The organism is Mesorhizobium sp. P3_A9 (assembly GCF_056402975.1).
This window is the reverse complement of sequence record NZ_JBFUGJ010000085.1, coordinates 1-19,731: the sequence shown is the minus strand read 5'-3', so window position 1 is coordinate 19,731 and position 19,731 is coordinate 1. Positions and strand designations below refer to the sequence as shown.

At 62.5% G+C, this 19,731-nt stretch carries 23 protein-coding genes; 12 read left to right on the top strand and 11 right to left on the bottom strand.

Annotated elements, in window-relative coordinates:
* The first annotated feature begins 294 nt into the window (after positions 1-294).
* Both panB and panC read left to right on the top strand, forming a co-directional pair.
* A complete protein-coding gene (panB, locus tag AC1DX0_RS14460) occupies positions 295-1,155 on the top strand; it encodes a 3-methyl-2-oxobutanoate hydroxymethyltransferase (RefSeq protein ID WP_477221387.1) in 861 nt (286 codons plus the stop codon).
* The gene (panC, locus tag AC1DX0_RS14455) at positions 1,152-2,003 is read left to right on the top strand and encodes a pantoate--beta-alanine ligase (RefSeq protein WP_477221386.1); all 852 of its coding nucleotides are present in this window, start codon (positions 1,152-1,154) and stop codon (positions 2,001-2,003) included. Before panB ends, panC begins: the two co-directional genes overlap by 4 nt.
* Before the next feature lie 40 nt (positions 2,004-2,043).
* On the opposite strand, the gene AC1DX0_RS14450 is transcribed toward panC, so the two are convergent.
* A complete protein-coding gene (locus AC1DX0_RS14450; RefSeq protein ID WP_477221385.1) occupies positions 2,044-2,388 on the bottom strand; it encodes a VanZ family protein in 345 nt (114 codons plus the stop codon).
* Positions 2,389-2,641: 253 nt separating this feature from the next.
* On the opposite strand from AC1DX0_RS14450, the gene AC1DX0_RS14445 reads away from it, so the two are divergent.
* Positions 2,642-3,802 carry a helix-turn-helix transcriptional regulator gene (locus AC1DX0_RS14445; protein WP_477221384.1) on the top strand — a complete coding sequence of 387 codons (1,161 nt, stop codon included), beginning with the start codon at positions 2,642-2,644 and terminating at the stop codon, positions 3,800-3,802.
* Positions 3,803-3,832: 30 nt separating this feature from the next.
* Here AC1DX0_RS14445 and AC1DX0_RS14440 read toward each other — a convergent pair whose 3' ends face one another.
* The 3 genes from AC1DX0_RS14440 to gatB all read right to left on the bottom strand — a co-directional run bounded on the left by AC1DX0_RS14440 (position 3,833) and on the right by gatB (position 6,682).
* Positions 3,833-4,531: an AIM24 family protein gene (locus tag AC1DX0_RS14440; RefSeq protein ID WP_477355780.1), complete on the bottom strand. Its 699-nt coding sequence runs from the start codon at positions 4,529-4,531 to the stop codon at positions 3,833-3,835.
* 155 nt (positions 4,532-4,686) lie between these two features.
* Positions 4,687-5,178, bottom strand: a complete 492-nt coding sequence (locus AC1DX0_RS14435) for a GNAT family N-acetyltransferase (RefSeq protein WP_477221382.1) — start codon at positions 5,176-5,178, stop codon at positions 4,687-4,689.
* A 4-nt stretch (positions 5,179-5,182) separates the two neighbouring features.
* Entirely contained in the window at positions 5,183-6,682 is a 1,500-nt protein-coding gene (gatB, locus tag AC1DX0_RS14430; RefSeq protein WP_477221381.1) for an Asp-tRNA(Asn)/Glu-tRNA(Gln) amidotransferase subunit GatB, read from the bottom strand.
* Between the two features lie 291 nt (positions 6,683-6,973).
* Between gatB and AC1DX0_RS14425 the strand changes: the two genes are divergently transcribed.
* Entirely contained in the window at positions 6,974-7,231 is a 258-nt protein-coding gene (locus AC1DX0_RS14425) for a YjhX family toxin (protein WP_477221380.1), read from the top strand.
* 48 nt (positions 7,232-7,279) lie between these two features.
* Here the strand turns inward: AC1DX0_RS14425 and AC1DX0_RS14420 are convergent, their stop codons facing one another.
* Positions 7,280-7,711, bottom strand: coding sequence for a CBS domain-containing protein (locus AC1DX0_RS14420; protein WP_477355777.1), 432 nt, complete (start codon positions 7,709-7,711; stop codon positions 7,280-7,282).
* A gap of 88 nt (positions 7,712-7,799) precedes the next feature.
* Complete coding sequence (locus AC1DX0_RS14415) at positions 7,800-8,555, bottom strand: rhomboid family intramembrane serine protease (protein ID WP_477221379.1); 756 nt, start codon at positions 8,553-8,555, stop codon at positions 7,800-7,802.
* Between the two features lie 281 nt (positions 8,556-8,836).
* Between AC1DX0_RS14415 and AC1DX0_RS14410 the strand changes: the two genes are divergently transcribed.
* Both AC1DX0_RS14410 and AC1DX0_RS14405 read left to right on the top strand, forming a co-directional pair.
* Positions 8,837-10,360 (top strand): sugar ABC transporter ATP-binding protein, encoded by a 1,524-nt coding sequence (locus tag AC1DX0_RS14410; protein WP_477221378.1) that lies wholly within the window; start codon positions 8,837-8,839, stop codon positions 10,358-10,360.
* On the top strand, positions 10,357-11,373 hold the full coding sequence (locus AC1DX0_RS14405; RefSeq protein WP_477221377.1) for an ABC transporter permease: 1,017 nt from the start codon (positions 10,357-10,359) through the stop codon (positions 11,371-11,373). Before AC1DX0_RS14410 ends, AC1DX0_RS14405 begins: the two co-directional genes overlap by 4 nt.
* Positions 11,374-11,439: 66 nt before the next feature.
* On the opposite strand, the gene AC1DX0_RS14400 is transcribed toward AC1DX0_RS14405, so the two are convergent.
* Entirely contained in the window at positions 11,440-12,483 is a 1,044-nt protein-coding gene (locus AC1DX0_RS14400) for a substrate-binding domain-containing protein (protein ID WP_477221376.1), read from the bottom strand.
* A gap of 583 nt (positions 12,484-13,066) precedes the next feature.
* On the opposite strand from AC1DX0_RS14400, the gene AC1DX0_RS14395 reads away from it, so the two are divergent.
* The 5 genes from AC1DX0_RS14395 to AC1DX0_RS14375 all read left to right on the top strand — a co-directional run bounded on the left by AC1DX0_RS14395 (position 13,067) and on the right by AC1DX0_RS14375 (position 16,947).
* Positions 13,067-13,699, top strand: coding sequence for a PAS domain-containing protein (locus AC1DX0_RS14395; protein WP_477221375.1), 633 nt, complete (start codon positions 13,067-13,069; stop codon positions 13,697-13,699).
* 119 nt (positions 13,700-13,818) lie between these two features.
* Complete coding sequence (locus tag AC1DX0_RS14390) at positions 13,819-14,436, top strand: PilZ domain-containing protein (RefSeq protein WP_477355774.1); 618 nt, start codon at positions 13,819-13,821, stop codon at positions 14,434-14,436.
* A 284-nt stretch (positions 14,437-14,720) separates the two neighbouring features.
* Positions 14,721-15,329, top strand: coding sequence for a transglutaminase-like cysteine peptidase (locus AC1DX0_RS14385; protein WP_477221373.1), 609 nt, complete (start codon positions 14,721-14,723; stop codon positions 15,327-15,329).
* A 189-nt stretch (positions 15,330-15,518) separates the two neighbouring features.
* Positions 15,519-16,277 carry an NYN domain-containing protein gene (locus tag AC1DX0_RS14380; RefSeq protein WP_477221372.1) on the top strand — a complete coding sequence of 253 codons (759 nt, stop codon included), beginning with the start codon at positions 15,519-15,521 and terminating at the stop codon, positions 16,275-16,277.
* 109 nt (positions 16,278-16,386) lie between these two features.
* Positions 16,387-16,947, top strand: a complete 561-nt coding sequence (locus AC1DX0_RS14375; RefSeq protein WP_477221371.1) for an ankyrin repeat domain-containing protein — start codon at positions 16,387-16,389, stop codon at positions 16,945-16,947.
* Between the two features lie 49 nt (positions 16,948-16,996).
* On the opposite strand, the gene AC1DX0_RS14370 is transcribed toward AC1DX0_RS14375, so the two are convergent.
* A complete protein-coding gene (locus AC1DX0_RS14370) occupies positions 16,997-17,524 on the bottom strand; it encodes a gamma carbonic anhydrase family protein (RefSeq protein ID WP_477221370.1) in 528 nt (175 codons plus the stop codon).
* Between the two features lie 19 nt (positions 17,525-17,543).
* Entirely contained in the window at positions 17,544-17,879 is a 336-nt protein-coding gene (locus AC1DX0_RS14365; protein WP_477221369.1) for a DUF6949 family protein, read from the bottom strand.
* A 117-nt stretch (positions 17,880-17,996) separates the two neighbouring features.
* On the opposite strand from AC1DX0_RS14365, the gene AC1DX0_RS14360 reads away from it, so the two are divergent.
* Positions 17,997-18,728: a hypothetical protein gene (locus AC1DX0_RS14360; RefSeq protein WP_477221470.1), complete on the top strand. Its 732-nt coding sequence runs from the start codon at positions 17,997-17,999 to the stop codon at positions 18,726-18,728.
* A 55-nt stretch (positions 18,729-18,783) separates the two neighbouring features.
* Here the strand turns inward: AC1DX0_RS14360 and AC1DX0_RS14355 are convergent, their stop codons facing one another.
* Complete coding sequence (locus AC1DX0_RS14355; RefSeq protein WP_195174981.1) at positions 18,784-18,987, bottom strand: DUF3126 family protein; 204 nt, start codon at positions 18,985-18,987, stop codon at positions 18,784-18,786.
* 156 nt (positions 18,988-19,143) lie between these two features.
* The coding region (gene cysE, locus AC1DX0_RS14350; protein ID WP_477355771.1) for a serine O-acetyltransferase at positions 19,144-19,731 on the bottom strand (588 nt) is incomplete at its 5' end.

Here is a 19,731-nt window from a genome sequence, read left to right as displayed (position 1 = left end):
GTGAAGGCGCGTCCCTATCGTCTGGCTGTTCCACCAGGTGAAAAACTGCGTCAGGAAAGTCTTCATCTCAGAACCCTCGCGCTGGCGGCGCTGTTTCCTGCTTATGGCGTCAGGCCTTCGGGAAGGCAAGGGTTTTGCCGCAGGGAGCGCGCAAATGGCACGCCAGGCATCCGACACAAGCCTGTGATCCCGAGAGGCGGCAGGATGCACGCTTGCCAAGCCTTTCCGCTCTTTCTAAAGCTCAGCGCGCCCATGCGGATATCCAATCCGGCCAGGGGCCGAAGGAGGTGACGATTGGCCACAAAACTGCCGACCACCGACATTCGCATCGGCACCGAGCTGATTCGCCGCAGCAAGGGCGGCATCCCCTTGGTCTGCCTGACGGCCTACACCTATCCCGTTGCCCGCCTGCTTGATCCGCATGTTGACCTGCTTCTGGTCGGCGACAGCGTCGCCATGGTGCTGCATGGCCATGCGACGACGCTGGCCGCTTCGCTCGAGATGATGATCGCGCATGGGCAAGCCGTGATGCGCGGCTCGGCCAGGGCCTGTGTGGTCGTCGACATGCCAGCCGGCAGCTATGAGGATTCGGCGGCGCAAGCCGTGACCTCAGCGCAGCGCATCGTTGGCGAGACCAACTGCCAGGCGGTCAAGCTCGAAGGCGGCGTCGACGTGGCCGGTCAGATCGCGGCGATCGTGGCCGCCGGCATTCCGGTCATGGGCCATATCGGCCTGCTGCCGCAATCGGTGGAGAAGGATGGCGGCTACAAGATCAAGGGCCGCACGGACGAGACTGTCGCGGCGCTGATGGCCGACGCGCTCGCCGTCGAAAAAGCCGGCGCGTTCTCGGTGGTCATCGAAGGCACCATCGAGGCGGTCGCCGCCGACATCACACGCCGCATCGCCATTCCAACCATCGGCATCGGCGCCAGCGGCGACTGCGAYGGCCAGATCCTGGTCATCGACGACATGGTCGGSCTGACCGTCGACCGCGTGCCGAAATTCGTCAAGGAATAYGCCGATYTGCGCAGCGTSATCGCGCACGCCGCCGAGCGCTACGCATCGGAGGTGCGAAGCCGGACTTTCCCCGGCCCTGACCACGTCTTTTCGGGTTCAAAAGTCCTTTCGGGCACAAATGGCGGGGATGAGTCGTGAGCCGGCCTGAGGTCGTCGATAGCGTCGCCGCACTTCGCGCCGAGATCCGCGACTGGCGGCGCGATGGCCTGCGCGTCGCCATGGTGCCAACCATGGGTGCGCTGCATGAGGGACATCTCTCCCTGATCAGGATCGCCAGGGAAAAAGCCGAGCGCTGTGTGGTGTCGATCTTCGTCAACCCGACGCAGTTCGCGCCGAGCGAGGATCTCGACAAGTACCCGCGCCAGCTCGCCCGCGACTTGGATATGCTGGCGACGGTCAAGGCCGATCTGGCCTTCACGCCGACGGTCGGCGCGATGTACCCCGCCGGCTTTGCCACAGGGATTTCGGTCGGCGGCCCGTCCGCCGGCCTCGAATCGGACTTTCGCCCGACCTTTTTCGAGGGTGTCGCCACCGTGGTGGCCAAGCTTTTTCTGCAGGCAACGCCCGACTATGCGGTCTTTGGCGAGAAGGATTACCAGCAGCTTTGCGTCGTCAGGCAGCTCTGCCGCGACCTTGACCTGCCTGTCGAGATCATCGGCGCCCCGACCATACGCGACGCGCATGGCCTCGCCATGTCGTCACGCAACGCCTATCTCGGCGAAGCCGAACTCGCGGTCGCCCGCCAGCTCAACGTGATCTTGCAGAAGGCGGCTGCCGCGCTGGCGGCCGGCGCACACCAAGATGACGCGACCGGTGAGGCCAGCCGCGCGCTGATCGCCGCCGGCTTCCAGAAGATCGACTATGTCGAGGCTCGCGAAAGCCTGACGCTGGTGCCTTGGCGCCGCGACCGCGTGGGGCGCCTGCTCGCCGCYGCCTGGCTKGGCAAGACSMGGCTGATCGACAATGTGGAAGTTCCCATAATCTAGGGCAAAGGGTCGATCGGCTGCATTCGGCTTCTTGCGGCGCCTACCTCACGCCTATTCGCCCGCGGGTGCTCACCAATAATTGCCCCACGAGGATCCCAATAATCCCAGCTGATGCTTTCACGAGTGCATCGGCAAGATGCGCGTGGCGACCGGGATCGATGATCTGAAGCAACTCCAGTATGCCGGCAGCCGCAACCACAAAGATCGAGATTTGATACATTCGGTTCGGGAAGCCGACCGCCAGCGCGAAGCCCAACAGTAGATAGGCCAGGGCGCGCTCGACATTCGGGTCGGCTATGTGCGGCCGCATCTGGATCGGCGACAGGGTTGCGAAAATGATGAAGACAAGCAGCACCAGCGCCGCGATGCGGAACAGTTTGATCATGTCCCTGCATATCCGTCGTGAGCCGGCACAGCAAATGCTGGGATGACGCAGGGGCGGATTGGGAACCTATCGGCCGGCCCCACCCGATCGAGTATGCGAACAGCGATGCATGGCTGGCACGACCGTTTGCCACAGCGAAACAATCCACAGATGTATGGCGGCATCAGTAAGTTACATGGCGACCCTATCATGCAATCCTGCTCAACATTTCTGTGGAACTTCACACTTACTTGACGGCGGTACGAGAGGGCCCATGTCCAGGTTGGCGAACGCGATCGACCGCGCCCTGCCGCAGGTCATCGAAGCCATTTATGATTCGGTTGCCGACATCGGCCGCTGGCAGTCGACGCTCGAAGCCATTCGCCGGCTGGCGATTGGCCAGCTTGCCATGCTGGCGGTCGTCGACACAGCCAGCAGTTCCGCTCGATTTTCGGTGTCCTGCGGCGATCCCGCGATCCTGGAGCCACTGCAACGCGACTATGGATCGGAAGTGCCCTTCTTAACGGCCGTTCCCAAGATGGATATCGACATTCCCTTCACGATCGATGCCATCTATGCGCTGCAAGGGCCCAACGCACGGCAGAACTGGATCGAAAGCCGCATCGTGCGCGAATGGGTGGAACCCAACCGGCTSGACGATTTCTTCTGGGTGGCGCTGATGAAGCAGCCGAGCCGCATCGGCACGCTGATGGTGGTGACGGACCAGGACAGGCGACAGATCTCGGCCGCTGATCTCAAGCTGGTGTCGTCACTTGCGCCGCATGTACGGCGCGCGGTGACAATCGGCGACCTGTTCGAGACCGAACGGCGCAAGGCCGAGATTTTCCGCTCGATCATCGAAAGCCTCGATCATCCGGTGATGATCGTTTCCAATGACATGCAGATCATCTTCGCCAATTGCGCGGCCGAAGCCCTGCTGATGGAGAGCTCGGCCGTGTCATCGGTGCGCGGCCAGCTGGCCTTCGCCTACCCGCAAGCCAATGCCGCGATCAGCTGCGCGGTCGAACTCGGCACGCGCGATGAGTTCGCGCTGGGGCCGTCCGGCATCAACATCCCGCTCGCCAGGGTCGGCGTTCCGGCAGTGGCGCATGTCATGCCGCTCGCCCGTCGCGAGATTTCAGCGCGGATGTCGCAGCGCGCCGCCGCCGCCATCTTCATCGCCGCTGCCGGCGCCACGCCGACCCCGGCACTGGACGCGATCGCCGCGCTGTTTGGCCTGACCGCCGCGGAAAAACGCGTTGCCGGCCATGTCGCCGCGGGCAAGACGCGCAAGGAGATCGCCGCTGCCGGCGGCGTTTCCGACGGCACCATCAAATCGCAACTGGCGACGATCTTCGACAAGACGGGAGCGGGCGATCAGCGGGAACTCGAATTGCTGATCCGCGAGCTGTCGCCACCGCTGCGCTCACGCTGAGGGTTGCTCTTCCCTCACGCCCTGTCCGAACTACTCCTCCGTCGGCATATGCAGGTACATCGACTGGATGCCGACGCGGCCCGGGCCGGTGAAGCGRTTGACGATGAAATTCATGTTGGCGCCGAARAASCCGCTCGAMAGKCGGTCGATCTTGGTYTCCATCYKSACCGASACRTCCTTGAACAGCCAGCCRCCCGGYTCGATGTCGATGGTYTCGCCGGCGGCSAGCGTYTTCTCGAAGACATTGCCGTAGCCRTGCARCCAGACGATGCCGTCGCCGSYATCGCCGCGAAAACGGTCGATGAAGAAGCCGCTCTGGCCAAACAGCATCGTCGCCAGGCCGCGGACACGCTCGAAGGTGTAGTCGACATTGCCGGTGGCGGCGAGAAACTGGTGTTCGCGCACCTGGATCTCCTCGCCACGCCTGAGATGGATCGGCACGATGTGGCCGGGCCCGTCGCGGCTGAAGGCGATGATGCCCGCTCCCGACGCCTCGGTGACGAAGATCTGCATGCCAGCCATCATGCGCTTCAGCGCGCCCTTCAGCGATTTCAGGCCGATGGTGATGGTGGAGTTCTTCCACAACAGGATGTGGTGCTCGAAATAGACAGGCATTCGCGTCACATCGACCGAAAGCACAGGCACCAGTTCACCCGCTATGTGGTAGGTGACGCCACCAAAGGTTTCGTCCGACACCTGGGTCGGCATCAGTTCCGGCAAGCTTGGCATGGTTTCCCCCTCGCCGCCTTGCGCGCCAGCCCATTCCGGCTTCCGCACGGTCAGCTGCAGCAGCTTGGTATGTGACCCCTAGGCCGTCAAACGAAAACGGCCCCCTGCCGCACCGCTCGCGCGAAGGTGATCCAGACAGGTATGCGTCGAAGCGATCAGCCGGCAAGAGGCCGGCGATAGACCAGCGTCGGCTCGCCGGAGGCACCCGTACGCTCGCCGGCAGCGCCGGATCGCACGAAGCCGTTTGCTTCGTAGAAAGCGATGGCGCGCGTGTTCTGCGCTTCCACTTCCAGACGGATGGCGTTGGCCTCGGGAAAACTTTCGATGATCTCATCGAGAAGCATGCCGCCGATGCCCCGCCCCTGCAGGCTGGGCAGCACGTAGAGCTGCCTCAGGACGACCGTCTTGCCGCCGTCGATGCCTTCGGCGAAAGCCACGCCGCCAATGCGCTTGCCGTCGTCGGCAACGAGGAAATCACTGTTCGGCTTGGTCAGCCGCGCCTTCAGAGAGACGATCGAATGCCATTCGTCGGTGATTTCGGTGACCTTGGCGGCGCCGTATATGGCGTCATAGGTCGCATGCCAGGTTTCGACCAGCACTGCCCGAATTGCATCAAGGTCACGTTCGCCTGCGGTGCGTACGAACATGGCCTTACTCGATGCCGAGCTTGGCCTTGACGAGGTCGTTGACCGCCTGCGGGTTGGCCTTGCCGCCGGTTGCCTTCATCACCTGGCCGACGAACCAGCCGGCCATGGTCGGCTTGGCGCGCGCCTGTTCCACCTTGTCCGGATTGGCCGCGATCACCTCATCGACCGCCTTCTCGATGGCGCCGGTATCGGTGACCTGCTTCAAGCCACGGCTTTCGACCAACTCACGCGGATCGCCACCTTCGTTCCAGACGATTTCGAACAGGTCCTTGGCGATCTTGCCGGAGATGGTGCCGTCCTTGATCAGGTCGATGACCGCACCGAGCTGGTCAGGCGAAATCGGAGCATTTTCAATGTCCTTGCCGGCCTTGTTCAGCTGTCCGAGCAGATCATTGATGACCCAGTTGGCGGCGAGCTTGCCATCGCGGCCGGCGGCCACTTTCTCGAAATAGTCGGCGATCGACTTTTCCGACACGAGGATCGAAGCGTCGTAGGTCGAGAGACCCAGCGAGGAGATCAGCCGCGCCTTCTTATCGTCAGGCAGTTCCGGCAGTCCCGTGGCCAAAGCATCGACATAGGCCTGGTCGAATTCCAGCGGCAGAAGATCAGGATCGGGGAAATAGCGGTAGTCGTGCGCTTCTTCCTTCGAGCGCATGGAGCGCGTTTCGCCCTTGACGGCATCATACAGCCGCGTCTCCTGATCGATCTTGCCGCCGTCCTCAAGGATGGCGATCTGGCGGCGCGCCTCATAGTCGATGGCTTGGCCGATGAAGCGGATCGAGTTCATGTTCTTGATCTCGCAGCGCGTGCCGAACTCGCCACCGGGCTTGCGCACCGAAACGTTGACGTCGGCGCGCAGCGAGCCTTCATCCATGTTGCCGTCGCAGGTGCCGAGATAGCGCATGATGGTGCGCAGCTTGGTGACATAGGCCTTGGCCTCATCGCCGGAACGCAGGTCAGGCTTGGAGACGATCTCCATCAGCGCCACGCCGGAGCGGTTGAGATCGACATAGGACATGGTCGGATGCTGGTCGTGTATCGACTTGCCGGCATCCTGTTCCAGATGCAGCCGCTCGATGCCGACCTCGATGTCCTCGAACTCGCCCTGCCGGTCCGGCCCGACCGAAACGATCACCGTGCCCTCGCCGACGATCGGCTGCTTGAACTGCGAAATCTGATAGCCCTGCGGCAGGTCGGGATAAAAGTAGTTCTTCCGGTCGAAAACCGACTTGTGGTTGATCTGCGCCTTCAGCCCGAGACCGGTGCGGATCGCCTGCTTGACGCATTCCTCGTTGATGACGGGCAGCATGCCCGGCATTGCCGCATCGACCAGGCTGACATTGGCATTGGGGGCCGCACCGAAAGCGGTCGAGGCGCCGGAAAACAATTTTGCTTCCGAGATGACCTGCGCGTGCACTTCGAGACCGATGATGATTTCCCAGTCGCCAGTGGCGCCGGGGATCAGGCGTTTCGCGTCGGGCGTGCGAGTATCGATGAGGGTCATGGCCTGCCGTCGAATTCAGAATTGATGGTGAATGCACTGCGCATTCAGGAGGTACAAATCGTACTCGCTTCGCTAGTGCAAACCGCCAAAAGAGACAAGCGCAAAGCCACAGACTGGCCTTTTCAGCCGCTTTCGCCTATAGGACGCCCATCCCAATGGAGAGTGGATGTCCACTTACGCTCAGTCCCGGTAAGGCCCTGACCTCGTAGCGAGGTAGGGCAGAAAACCTGAAACCCCGTGCCGCGAAGGTTTCGCGGCGGCGGCCTTTTTCGTTTTCCCGGAAACTCTCACATGGATATTTCGCGCATCGAACAGCGCATCCTGCACCTGCTTGCGCAGGGCGGACGCATTGAAATCGAAAAGAACCAGAAGAAACGGATCGCCTCCGTCAAATGCCTGACCCGCGACGGCTGGCACTATCCGGGCGTCGATCTCGACCTGTTTCGAAAGCTGAAACGCAAGAAGGCGGTTTCGTCGTCAGGCGGCGGTCCCTACCGCATCACAAGGCGCGGACTCGAACTCGTCCGTTCCGAACTCGACAACAGATAGAAATGCCTCCGCCGGTCGGGTCTCCGGCCGGCGGGTCCTTGTCACCGCTCAGGCGGTGGCGATGTAGGCCCTGATCTCATCGGCCTCGCGTTCGACATCCTCGATGCGGCGCTTGACCACGTCGCCGATGGAGACGATGCCATCGAGCAGGCCGTCCTTTTCCACCGGCAGATGGCGGAAGCGGCCCCTGGTCATGATCTCCATCACCTCGTTGACGGTGTGGTTCTCATTGCAGATCTTCACCTTCGGCGTCATCGCCGAACGCACGGCGATATCGAGCGCGGCGCCACCTTCCTTGGCGACAACCCGCACGATGTCGCGTTCCGACAGGATGCCGACGATCTTGCGATCGCCGTTGGTGATGACCAGCGCACCGATCTTGTGGTCGGCGAGCATGCGGATGGCCACGCTAAGTTTTTCATTCGGCCCGAGCGTTAACACGTCGTGGCCTTTTYTCTCGAGAATTGCCTTAACCGTCATGGCGTCCTCCTCTGCTTTTGCCTGCCGGTTCCTGCCCTGACCGGCTTTCACATAAGAGTGAACATCGTGCGCCGTGATCGGTTGCATTTCAAGTGCGGTCGGTGGTTTCCCACTCGGGTGGCTGCCATCGCCGATCGAACCAGCGCAGGCCGAAGAAGGCCGCGACAAAGCCGCCAATATGGGCCTCCCAGGCGATCTGGCCGTCAAGACCGAAGGCGAAGCCGAACAGACCTGTGGCGAGGTTGATCGCCATCCACGCAGCGACAAAAGTCATGATACCACGCGAGCGCAGCACAATCGCGATCGGCAGCACGGGGCCGGCGAAGGCCGCCCCGCCGGGTGAGCGGTCGGTGCGGAAACCAAAACGCACCGCGGCACCCATCATGCCTGATATCGCACCGGAAGCGCCAACCAGCGGTACTTCACCGGAAGGATGAATTGCCCAGAAGAGCACCACGGAAGCCACCACGGTCACCGCGAAGAACAGCGCGAAGCGGAGGGGACCGAAGCGATTGGCCAGCGGCGACCCGAAGGCGGCCAGCGACACCATGTTGATCAGCAGATGCGGCCAGCTGCCATGCATGAACGCATAGGTGAAGGGTTGAAACAGCAAATAGACGGTTGGAGGGTTTTCGCCGGAGTAGCCAGCGGGTGTGAAAGCGAAGTTTGAAACGAATGCGTTGTCCTGCGCTGGCGTAAGCAGATAGTTTTCAACCAGGAAGACGGCCGCGCAAATGCCGATCACCGCCAGCACGATGGGCGGCAGATTGAACACCGGCTCGCGCCGAGGCTCCGGCATCGGTTCGGTGGGTTCGATTTCCAAAGGGCTTACCGGTTCACTCATACGCGCTTGGTCCAGGGATTCGATGCGCGAGCTTTAGAGCAAGGATGCGCGACTTGGAACAATTCTGTTCTCGAAACAGCGAACGCACCGCGCGGCGTTGCCTTCATTTGCTACGAACCGAAAGGAAACGAAGCGGAAATGCTCCGGGATCTGAAAAACTCGCAACGAGCGTTCTAGGAAGCGCCGAGTCCCCTCCCTACAATGCGGCACCATAGCGGGTGACAAAGACGGCCATAACTCGCCGCCCCAAGCGCAATGCCATAACCCGAAGCCCACGCATCTTGCCCCCAGCAAACTCAGCCATCGCCGTCAACGGCATCGAGAAATCCTTCGGTCCGACGCGCGCGCTCGCCGGCGCCGATCTTGCCGTCGCGCCGGGTGAGGTCGTGGCGCTAATGGGCGCCAATGGCGCCGGCAAGTCGACTTTGGTGAAGATACTTTCGGGCTCGTACACGCCCGACGCCGGCACGATCACGCTGGGCGGCAACACGGTCGCCTTCGCCTCGCCCAGCGCCGCCAAGGCCGCCGGCATCGCGACGGTGCATCAGGCGACCGACCAGGCGGGCGCCGCCGGATTGACGGTTGCCGAAAACCTCCTGCTTGACGAGCTTTGCGGCCGCACGGGGCGTTTCCTCGTCTCGGCGGCATCGATCCGCCGGCGGGCGCGCGCGGTCGCGGCGCTGATCGACCTCGATCTGCCACTCGATCGCGACTTCATCGATCTGCGCCCGGCGGAACGGCAATTGATCGCCATCGCCCGCGCCGTCGCGGCCAAGGCCTCCGTGCTTATCCTCGACGAGCCGACGTCGAGCCTGTCGACCACGGAAGCCGAGCGGCTGTTCGCCATCATCCGCCGGCTGCGCGCCGGCGGCATGGCAATCCTCTACATCTCGCACAGGCTTGGCGACCTTGCGGCAATCGCTGATCGCGCCGTCGTCATGCGCGGCGGCCGCATCGTCGGTGCCTTTGCCAGGCCGATCAATTTCCCGGCTGCGGTCGCGGCCATGATCGGCCGGACACTGGAAGCCGCCACACATGACGGCAAGACATCAACGGCGCCGATCATCGCCTCCATCAAGGGGGCGCGGCTGGTTCCCGGAGCGGAGCCTTTCGATCTTGACCTGCGCTCCGGCGAGGTCGTCGCCATCACCGGCACGCTCGGATCGGGCAAGAGCCGGCTGCTGCGCGCGCTTTTCGGGCTCGAAACGCTGGCGCAAGGCGGCTTCGCTCTCGATGGAAAGCCGTGGCTCTCGAGCGGGCCGGCACAGTCGATCGAAAGCGGTGTCTTCATGGTCGCCGAGGACCGCTGGCAATCGTCATTGTTGCCGCCTGAGGTTCCCGGCGCCTCGATCGCCGGCACGATCGCCCTGCCGCATCTCAGACGCTGGTTTCCAAGCGGCCTGCTGCGGGCCGCGCGCGAACGCAAGGTCGCCGTCGAGGCCATCTCGCGGCTCGGCATCAAGGCGCGCGGCCCCGACGACACGCTCGACGAGCTTTCCGGCGGCAACCAGCAAAAGGTCGTGCTCGCCCGATGGCAGGCCGCACCTTGCCGGCTGCTGCTGCTCGACGAGCCGTTCCAGGGCGTCGACGTCGGCGCGCGCGCCGACCTGATCGCTGCCATCCGCAGCAGCCAAAGCGGTTCCGCCACGCTGATCGCCACCAGCGACACCGAAGAGGCGCTGGAGGTTGCCGACCGCATCCTTGTCATGCGCAACCACTCACTTCATGAGGCCGGAGACGGCCATAGCTCGCTGACCGACCAGATCGGCAAGGTCGAGAGCGACAAGGCCGGAGACCACCGATGACCTATCCGACGACGACACAGCAATCCGCCTCGCGCACATCGCTTTTTCGCGAAACGCGCCGCTACGCTCTTTTCGTACTGCTGGCGCTGATGGTGGTCGGGTTCTGGCACGTGCAGCCTGCCTTCATCCGCTCGGCCAATCTGTTCTCGATCCTGCAGGCGGTTTCGGTGGTGGCGATCCTCGGCGTCGGGGTGTCGATCACCATGGCGGCCGACGGCTTCGATCTGTCGGTCGGCAGCATCGCCGCTTCGTCGGTGATGGCAGCAAGCTATGCCATGGTCGTGTGGCAGCTGGACGCGGCTGAGACCATGGTTCTGGTCTTGCTGATGGGTGCCTTCATCGGCCTCGTCAACGGGCTGCTGATTGTCCGCGTCGGCGTACCCGATCTTCTGGCCACGCTGGCGACCATGTTCCTGCTCGCCGGCCTGCAGCTGATCCCGACTGGTGGCCGCTCGATCACCGCCGGCATGGTGCTTCCCGACGGCTCATCGGTTCCCGGCGCCTACGATCCGGCGTTCCTGATCCTCGGCCGGTCACGGCTCTTCGACACGATCCCCCTGTCCGTCGTGGTCATGGCTATCGTCGCCGTGCTAGCCTGGTTCCTGATGGAGCGCACGCGCTGGGGCCGCGTCTTCTACGCCATCGGCGGCAACGAAACGGCCGCACATCTTGCCGGCGCGCCGACCAGGAGATACCGGCTCTGGGCCTACATCCTGTCCGGCACGCTGGCTTCACTGGGAGGGCTGATCGTGGCCTCGCGTGTCGGCCGTGGCGACGTTTCGGCGGGCAATTCGCTGCTGCTCGATGCCGTGGCGGCCTCGTTGATCGGCTATGCCGTGCTCGACAAGCGGCGCCCGCATGTGATCGGCACGGTCGTCGGCGCGATCTTCGTCGGCGTGCTCCTCAACGGCCTCACCATGTTGAACGCGCCCTATTACACGCAGGACTTCGTCAAGGGCGTCGTGCTGGTTGGCGCGCTGGCGCTGACCTTCGGCCTGGGAAAGAAGCGGTAGCCGAGACCACTCGAAAGATGATCTCCCCTCCCTCGCGGTGAAACGAGGGAGAGGAGAAAAAATGGATCAGTTGGACGGAATCCAGCTGGCCGCCGCCGCGTCGCTCTGGCCGAAGGCCGGAAGCTTGGCCTCGAGATCCTCGACTGTCTTGATGCCGTTCTTGCGCAACTCTTCCTGGGTCAGCAGCACCGGCTTGACGACGATACTGTGACCTGGATCCTCGCCGGCGATCAGCTTGGCCGCCGCCCGCACCGAAACCGCACCGACGACGGCCGGATTGGTGGCCGCGGTGGCGACCCACGGGCTTCCTTCGGCGGTGATTTCGGTGATGTCGGCGGTGGACACGTCGGCCGAATAGATCTTCACCTTGTTGGAGATGCCGAGTTCGTCGGTGGCGAGTTTCACGCCGCGCGCGAACTCGTCATAGGGAGCAAAGACGACCGAGATGTCGGGGTTGGCCTGGAACGCCGCCTTGGTCTGGTCGGCCGTCGATACCGCGGTCGTGTCGTTGACCGTCCCCCAGCGGGCTTTCTCGACGATGCCGGGATTGGCCTTCTTGGTCTCGTCCCAGGTTTCGTTGCGGCGGTCGAGCGGCGCAAAGCCGGCGACATAGACATAGCCTGCCTGGAACGAGGTGCCGTTGTCCTTGAGCGCCTGACCGAGCGACGCCTTGGCGAGCTCGTGATCGGACTGTTCGACCTGCGGGATCTTCGGGTTGTCGAGATTGACGTCGAAGGCGACGACCTTGATGCCGGCATCGAGCGCCTTCTGCGCGACGTCCTTCAGCGCTTCGGGTTGGCCATGGTCGATGATGATGGCCTGGACGCCGAGATTGATCGCCTGCTCGATCTGGTCGCGCTGCGCGGCCGCATCCTGCCGGCCGGAAAAGATCTGCAGCTCGATGTCGAGTGCTTTGGCCTGTTTCGTCGCGCCGGCCTGATAGGCCTGAAAGAAATCGCCGGCCGAGATGAAGGTGACGAGCGCCACTTTCACGCCGCCTTTGTCGAAGGGTGCCGGAGCACCCGCGATTCCGGCAGCGTGACCGGCACTGAGCGGAACGGCGCTGGCAAGCAGGCCGGCCGTGATCAGTCCAAGGATAGAAGTCTTCATGAAGGTTTCCCCAGGGAATTACGCTGACAAGGCACGTCTCCGGACCGCGGGATCGCCGCCGTCGCGCCTCAAGGAGCGAATGCACGAAGGGTACAGCGGCAACGGAACCGCTCGGAACGCAGATTTTTCTCTTTAGCGGCGCGTGATTGGCAAATGTTGCTGCTGCCTGCCCCTACAGCCCGGGGTCGGGCTATCCCGGCGCCACCGATCACCGGACCTCCACAGGGGCTGCGACGGGCGAAAAAACATGCCCACCGTTAACCGCGAATCACGGGGCACGAATCAAAAAAGAAGCCGTCCAAGGTTTCCCTTGAACGGCCGGTCGAGCCCCCTGCTCCCCTAAAACTCTGACTGAAGTGCTGCCGATCGTCGCGAAACGACCGCTTCTGGAGTGGTTTTGGTGTGCCACGGGGCGCCCTCGGGCGCAACGTAAACCAGTTGTTAACCTTAACGGCCCCGACCCGTGAACAAGTGTTAACGATGCTGGCACGCTTCCTGCTCCGCAACGCATGTAAGTCATCGGAGGGCGCCCTTCTGTTCACCGATGGGACATCAGACGACAGAATGCGCGGAGCAGCATACCATGAACCAAAACGGATCGATCACGCTGTTCCATTACTGGAATCGCCTGCGTGACGGACGCCCTGCTCCGAAGCGATCGGAAGTCGAGCCGGCCGATATCAAGTCGCTTTTGGCCGATACGTTCATCCTGGAAAAGGATACACGCGGGCACCCCGTGTTCCGCCTCGCCGGCACAAGGATCTGCGCCTGCTATGGCCGCGAACTCAAGGGGTTCTCCTTCCCCTCACTGTGGCGCGAGAAGGATCAGCGGCTCGTCTCGAAGCTGATCCACGGCGTGTTCGACCAGAAATCCGTTGTGCTGATCACCTTCGAGGGTTTCAGCCGCAACGGCCGCTCCAACAAGTTCGAATTGCTTGCCTTGCCGCTTGACGGCGGCATCGAAAACCCGCGCTGCCTCGGCGTGATCAGCGCGGCGGAGAAACCGTTCTGGCTGGGCGCCGACCCGATCACGGACGCAATGATCGATTCGATCCGTGTCATCGATCCTGAGAAAGAGCTGCTCAACAACCGTCCGGCGATCGACGTTCCCTCGCTTGTTCCAGCCGAACTCGAGGCGCCCGATACGATCTCGGCGCTTGGCCGGGCGCGCCGTATCCGCCATCTCGTCGTCTTCGACGGCGGGCGCGAGGAATAGTTGATGATCACACAGTCGAGCAGGCTCGTTTTTTCCCTTTGTTAACCCGCTTTGTTGTACTTCTTTGATGAAGTCCTTCGCATCGACGCGCGGGAATGCCAAACGGGGTGTAGGCAGTCATGAGGTCAGCGGCGGTCGAMTAYGCGCCGTCCCRMGCYGAAAGGCGTAACTTTCAGCGCGTCCGGGTCAAAATATACGGGCRATTCATGCTGGAAGACCGCACCGAGCACCCTTGCCAGGTCGTCGACATGTCACCTGGCAACGTCGCGTTTCGCACCGACCGCATCGGCATGCCCGGCGAAAAAGTCATCGCCTATATCGACCATATCGGCCGCATCGAAGGCGTCGTCACGCGCACGCTGCAGGACGGCTTCGCCATGACGGTGATTGCGTCCGACCGCAAGAAGGACAAGCTTGCGGCGCAGTTGACCTGGCTTGCCAACAAGCACGAGCTCGACCTGCCGGAAGACCGTCGCCACGAGCGCGTCGCGCCGCGCAACCCGACCAGCGTGCTGCAGCTCACCGACGGCCGCCAATACCAGTGCCGGATCATCGATCTGTCGCTGTCTGGCGCGGCGGTCGAGATCGACGTCAAGCCGGCGATCGGCATCCAGGTCATGCTCGGCACAATGCGCGGCCAGATCGTTCGCCATTTCGAGGATGGCGTCGCCATCGAATTCGCCGTCATCCAGCGCCCCGAAACGCTCGATTCCGAATTCAACACGCCGCGCGCCTGACCGGACAGGACAGGACGACCAATCGAACCGGCCCTTCGTGGCCGGTTTTTTGTTTCTGGCAACACCGACCGACACCGTCCGGGTCAGCCGAGACTGTGACCTGCAATGCTCAACGCAGGCCACGCCTTCCGCCTTGCGAGCTCCGGCAATCCAAACAATTCAATACTCAAATGATTCAAATTTTATGTGTATTCTACTGGCGTTTTACTTAAAGTCTGCTTCGCGCTTTTGCGTCAAATAAATCCAGCCGTGGCAATGTCTCCTTCGAACGGGGAGACTAGAAAATGAAAAGAACGAGGGGCAAGCTGTTGCTGATGGCAATGGCGATGCAGCTTTCCGCTTGGGGATCAGCATATGCCGCGGGACCGGCCTATATGCACACCGGCGGACGTACCACACAGCCTGTTGGCCATTATGAATTCTGCCAGCGCATTCCTGGCGAATGCAATGAGAGGACGCCCAAAGGCGATCCGGTCGACCTGAGCCGCAAGCTCTGGGCGACGATCGTCAACATCAACAATTCGGTCAACACCCGCATCAAGCCGCGCACCGACATGGAAAACTACGGTGTCGAGGAGTATTGGGCCTATCCCGACAATGGCTATGGCGATTGCGAGGACTACGCGCTGGAGAAGCGCCGCGAACTGATGGACGCGGGCGTGCCGGCGGGTGATCTCTTGATGACAGTTGCGCGCCAGCCGAATGGCGATGGCCATGCCGTGCTGACCGTGCGCACCAGCCTCGGCGAGTTCATTCTCGACAATCTGGAAACCAAGGTGCTGTCCTGGACGGACACCGACTACACCTATCTCAAGCGTCAATCGACGGAGAACTCCGGCGTTTGGGTAACAATCAACGACGGCCGCTCCGACGCGGTCGCCAGCGTCCGCTAAGGGCGTAACGAGAAACCCGGTCGAGTCCCCACCCTCCCCGTCCCCAACGACCGGGTCAAAGGAGCCGGCCCCGTCCCCGGGCCGGCTCCGCCATTTCTGGCGGCAGCTGCCAAAATTGATCCAATTTCGATGGCATGGTGTGTGCTCGCGTCGCCATATCTCCAGAAGATATCAGCCGTAGGAGGTCTTATGCCCACCGACGCTCGATCACCACGTCTTGCGGTTCTTATCGACGCCGACAACACCTCCGCCAAGATTGCCGACGGTCTGTTCGAGGAGATCGCGAAGATCGGCGAGGCCAGCGTGCGTCGGATATATGGCGACTTCTCCAGCCTTCGGTCCAAGGGCTGGGCAGACATCCTGGCGAAGCACGCAATCATTCCGCAGCAGCAGTTCGCCTATACCACCGGGAAGAATGCTTCCGATATCACACTGGTGATCGACGCGATGGACCTGCTCCATAACGGCCGTCTCGACGGTTTCTGCCTGGTTTCTTCCGACAGTGATTTCAACAGACTCGCCCTGCGCATTCGTGAACAGGGCGTCGACGTGTTCGGGTTCGGCGAGCGGAAAGCCCCAAAGAGCTTCCAGCAGGCCTGTCACCGCTTCATCTGTACCGAAAATCTTCTGCGTGGCGCGGCGAACGGTCAGGGTGCCGCGCCCGCAACGAAGCCGGGCAAAACGCCAGGTGCAGCCCTGCCCATACTTAAGAAGGCCATCGGCCTGATGAAGAGTCCGGATGGCTGGGTGCTGTTTGGCACCTTCGGGAAGCAACTCTCAAACCTGTTTTCGGACTTTAATCCTCGGACCTATGGCTTCAGCAAGTTGAGCGATCTGGTGAGAAGTACAGGTGCATTTGAAATCGAAACCCCTAAGGGCGGCGCGATGCGAATGCGGACCAAGCCGACGCCTGGCAAAAAGGGAACAAACAAATCCGCTCAGCATTAGGCGCTTGACGTCCAGGGGTCGCAGCCGCCAGACGCATCCGAACCTCCCTTTCCACGCGTTGCAGATCGATGCACTATCAGCCGTTGCTTTCGTCCCCTGGATCACGGCGATGTTGGAAATCCCGGAAGATCGATGCGAGCGCCATCGCCTGTTCAAGGCTATCGACGATGCCTTCAAGGCCGGCGACTTCGAGGCGCTCGGTGCAGCCCTGGGCGGTTCGCCCCGCTGGTTCGACGAGCGCATGCCTTTCGAACTCGGCCTCGGACATCCGCTGGAATATGCGATCTATTGGAGTTCCGTCGGCTTCATCTCAACCCTGCTGGGTGCGGGCTCGGATCCGAACTACGGGGATCACGGCGGGTTTCCGGCAATCATTGCCGCGCTGTCCACCGACCGGGCCGACAGGCTGGAAATCGTGCGGGTGTTGATCGAGGCTGGCGCCGATCCAGACATGCGGGGCGTGAACGACTGGACACCGCTTCATTATTCAGTGGTCATCCGCGGTGTCGATGCGATCCGCCTGCTTCTGGCGGCAGGCGCCGACCCGACGCTCGAAACCCGCATCGACGACTACAGGACAGCCGCCGAGGAGGCCGACATTGCCGGCTTTGAAGCCGGAGCGTCATTGTTGCGCGATGCGATGGCCGGGCGTGGCTCCAACGGACGGTGAGTTGGCCCGCGACTAAAACGGTCGGCGACAGCTATTGGCCAAGCCGGCCTCAGACCTTCTTCAGCCCCGCCTTGAAGCGCTTGCCATTGGCGACGTAGTGCGCGGCCGAGCCGCGCAGCCTGGCAACGGCCGCATCGTCCAGCACCCTGATCGCCTTGGCCGGCGAGCCGACGATCAGCGAATTGTCCGGAAATTCCTTGCCTTCGGTGACCAGCGCGCCGGCGCCAACCAGCGAATTCTTGCCGATCCTGGCGCCGTTCAGCACGATGGCGCCCATGCCGATCAGGCTGTTGTCGCCGATCGTGCAGCCATGCAGCATGGCCCGGTGACCGATCGTGCAGCCTTCGCCGATGGTCAGCGGAAAGCCTGGATCGGTGTGCATGACCGTGTGTTCCTGCACATTGGTGTCAGCGCCGACAACAATCGGCTCATTGTCGCCGCGAATGACGACGCCGAACCAGAAACCGGCATTGCGGCCGACCCTGATGTCACCGATCAGCGTCGCGTCGGGCGCGATCCAGTTTGTGTCCGCGTCCGCGAAGCTGGGCTCCGTTCCGTCGATCGCATAAAGCGGCATTGTCGGTCTCCGAATCGTCTCAGATCCCGGACCCTAGGAGACCGATCATCCATGAGGCAATGGCAAGCACGACGATGCCGAGCGCCAGGGACCAGGCAATCGCCGTGCAGCCGCATGACAAGAGCGCCATTGTCGAAATACGATTCTCACGCCGGGCATCGAGGGCAGCGTTGACCAGCATGAACGGCCCGGCGCCAGCGGTGGCCGCCAGCGAGCGCAGCACATGCGCGGGCGACACATAGGGTTCGGCGAAGGCGACCTTGCGACCCGACACCAGTTCCATCGCCGAACCCGTCAGCCCGCAGACCGTCAGCCCGACGACAAAAGCGAACAGGAAGAGTTCCATCTGAGCCATCTTAACCTTCCATTTACCATGAAATCGCACAGTCGTTTCAGGAAGGCTGCAAGAGCCGTGCCGCGCGATGTGTGCCGTCGAGGGACACCGGGAATGGCGGTTGGGATGAGGACCGAGATGAAGCAGGCAGCGATAGCCGACGGCCCTGAATTCACCGTGGTCGATTCCACGCTGATGAGGCGGGTGTTCTATGCGTTCGCCGTACTTGCCTTGCTGTCGGTGGCGATCAGCCTTGGCGGCAAATGGTTCGGCCACTCGATCGCGATGGCCGGGTATACGGACGACACCACGGTGCGCCAGGTGGTGCTCGGCAAGAATGTGATTTCCGTGCCGGCCAATTTCATCCGTTTCGACCAGGCCCGGCGCGACGGCATTGCCTCGCGTCTCGACCTCTATCTGCGCTACCCCGAGATGGACGGCTACAGCGAAGCGGCCCGCGACGATTTCAATCACTCCGAAGCCAACCGGAAGATCATCTTCCTGTCCTTCGAACAGCAGATGATGTCGCGCGATATGAGCGGCCGGTTCGCGCCGATCTACAGCGCGCTGATCGTCCAGCCCGGCATTCCGGGACCTGGCGGCACGACAGTCTACGGGTTCAACGAGAAATCAGGCTATCTGAGCGAGGTGCTGGTGGTCGGCAAGCGCGGGGGCAAGGACCCATTCGTGGCCCGCTGCCTGAGCGGGCCGAGTGCCGGTCAATCGCTGGCGCCCTGCGAGCGGGACATCCATGTCGGCGACGATCTCAGCCTCACCTACCGTTTTCCCAAGGAATTCCTTGGCGACTGGCAGGCGCTTGACGCGGCGATGACGGCAGAGGCCGGGCGAATCCTGAAGCCCGGACATTGACCGACAGATGCCGAGGCCGGCCGCGCTCGGCGCGGCCCGCCCTCGGCTTACTGGCTCAGGCCAGATCGATGTCGAGGATCGCCATCGAGAAATTGTAGTCGCCGTCGTCCTCGTCCTTGAAGACGAGGCCGAGGAACTCGTCACCGACATAGACTTCGGCCGAATCTTCCTTGCGCGGCCGTGCCTTSACYTCGAGYTTGGGATTCTGGAAGACGCGCTTGAAATAGGCGTCCAGCTTTCTGATTTCGTCCGGCTTCAACAGTCTTCTCCGATCATCGGGCTTGCTGGTTTGAACGGCGCTTCTGGCACGTCGACAATGGCGATGTAAAGGCAAGCCGACCGTATTGCACCGGAAGCGGCAGCGCCGCCGGCCAAAAATCGCAACAACGCCGGACAGCGCGCCGGCGCGGAAAAATCAGATATCGAAGCTGACCACCTGGTCCATCGACTGCGACGGCAGAAGCTGGTCCATCTGGCGCGAGGGCTGGTCGCAACCGGTCTCGCCGACGACGCGGGCCGGCACACCGGCAACCGTCTTGTTGTGCGGCACGGGCGACAGCACCACCGAGCCCGCCGCGATCTTGGAGCAATGACCAACTTCGATGTTGCCGAGAATCTTGGCGCCGGCGCCGATCAGCACGCCACGGCGGATCTTGGGGTGGCGGTCGCCACCGGCCTTGCCGGTGCCGCCCAGCGTCACGCCGTGCAGGATCGATACATCGTCCTCGATGACCGCGGTCTCGCCGACGACGAGGCCGGTGGCGTGATCGATGAAGATGCCCTTGCCGATGCGGGCGGCCGGATTGATGTCGGTCTGGAAGACCGAGGACGAGCGGCTCTGCAAATAGAGCGCGAAGTCCTTGCGGCCCTGGTTCCACAGCCAATGCGCCAGCCGATGGGTCTGGATGGCGTGAAAGCCCTTGAAATAGAGCACCGGCATGATGAAGCGGTCGCAGGCCGGGTCGCGGTCATAATAGGCCTGGATGTCGACGCGCACGGTCGT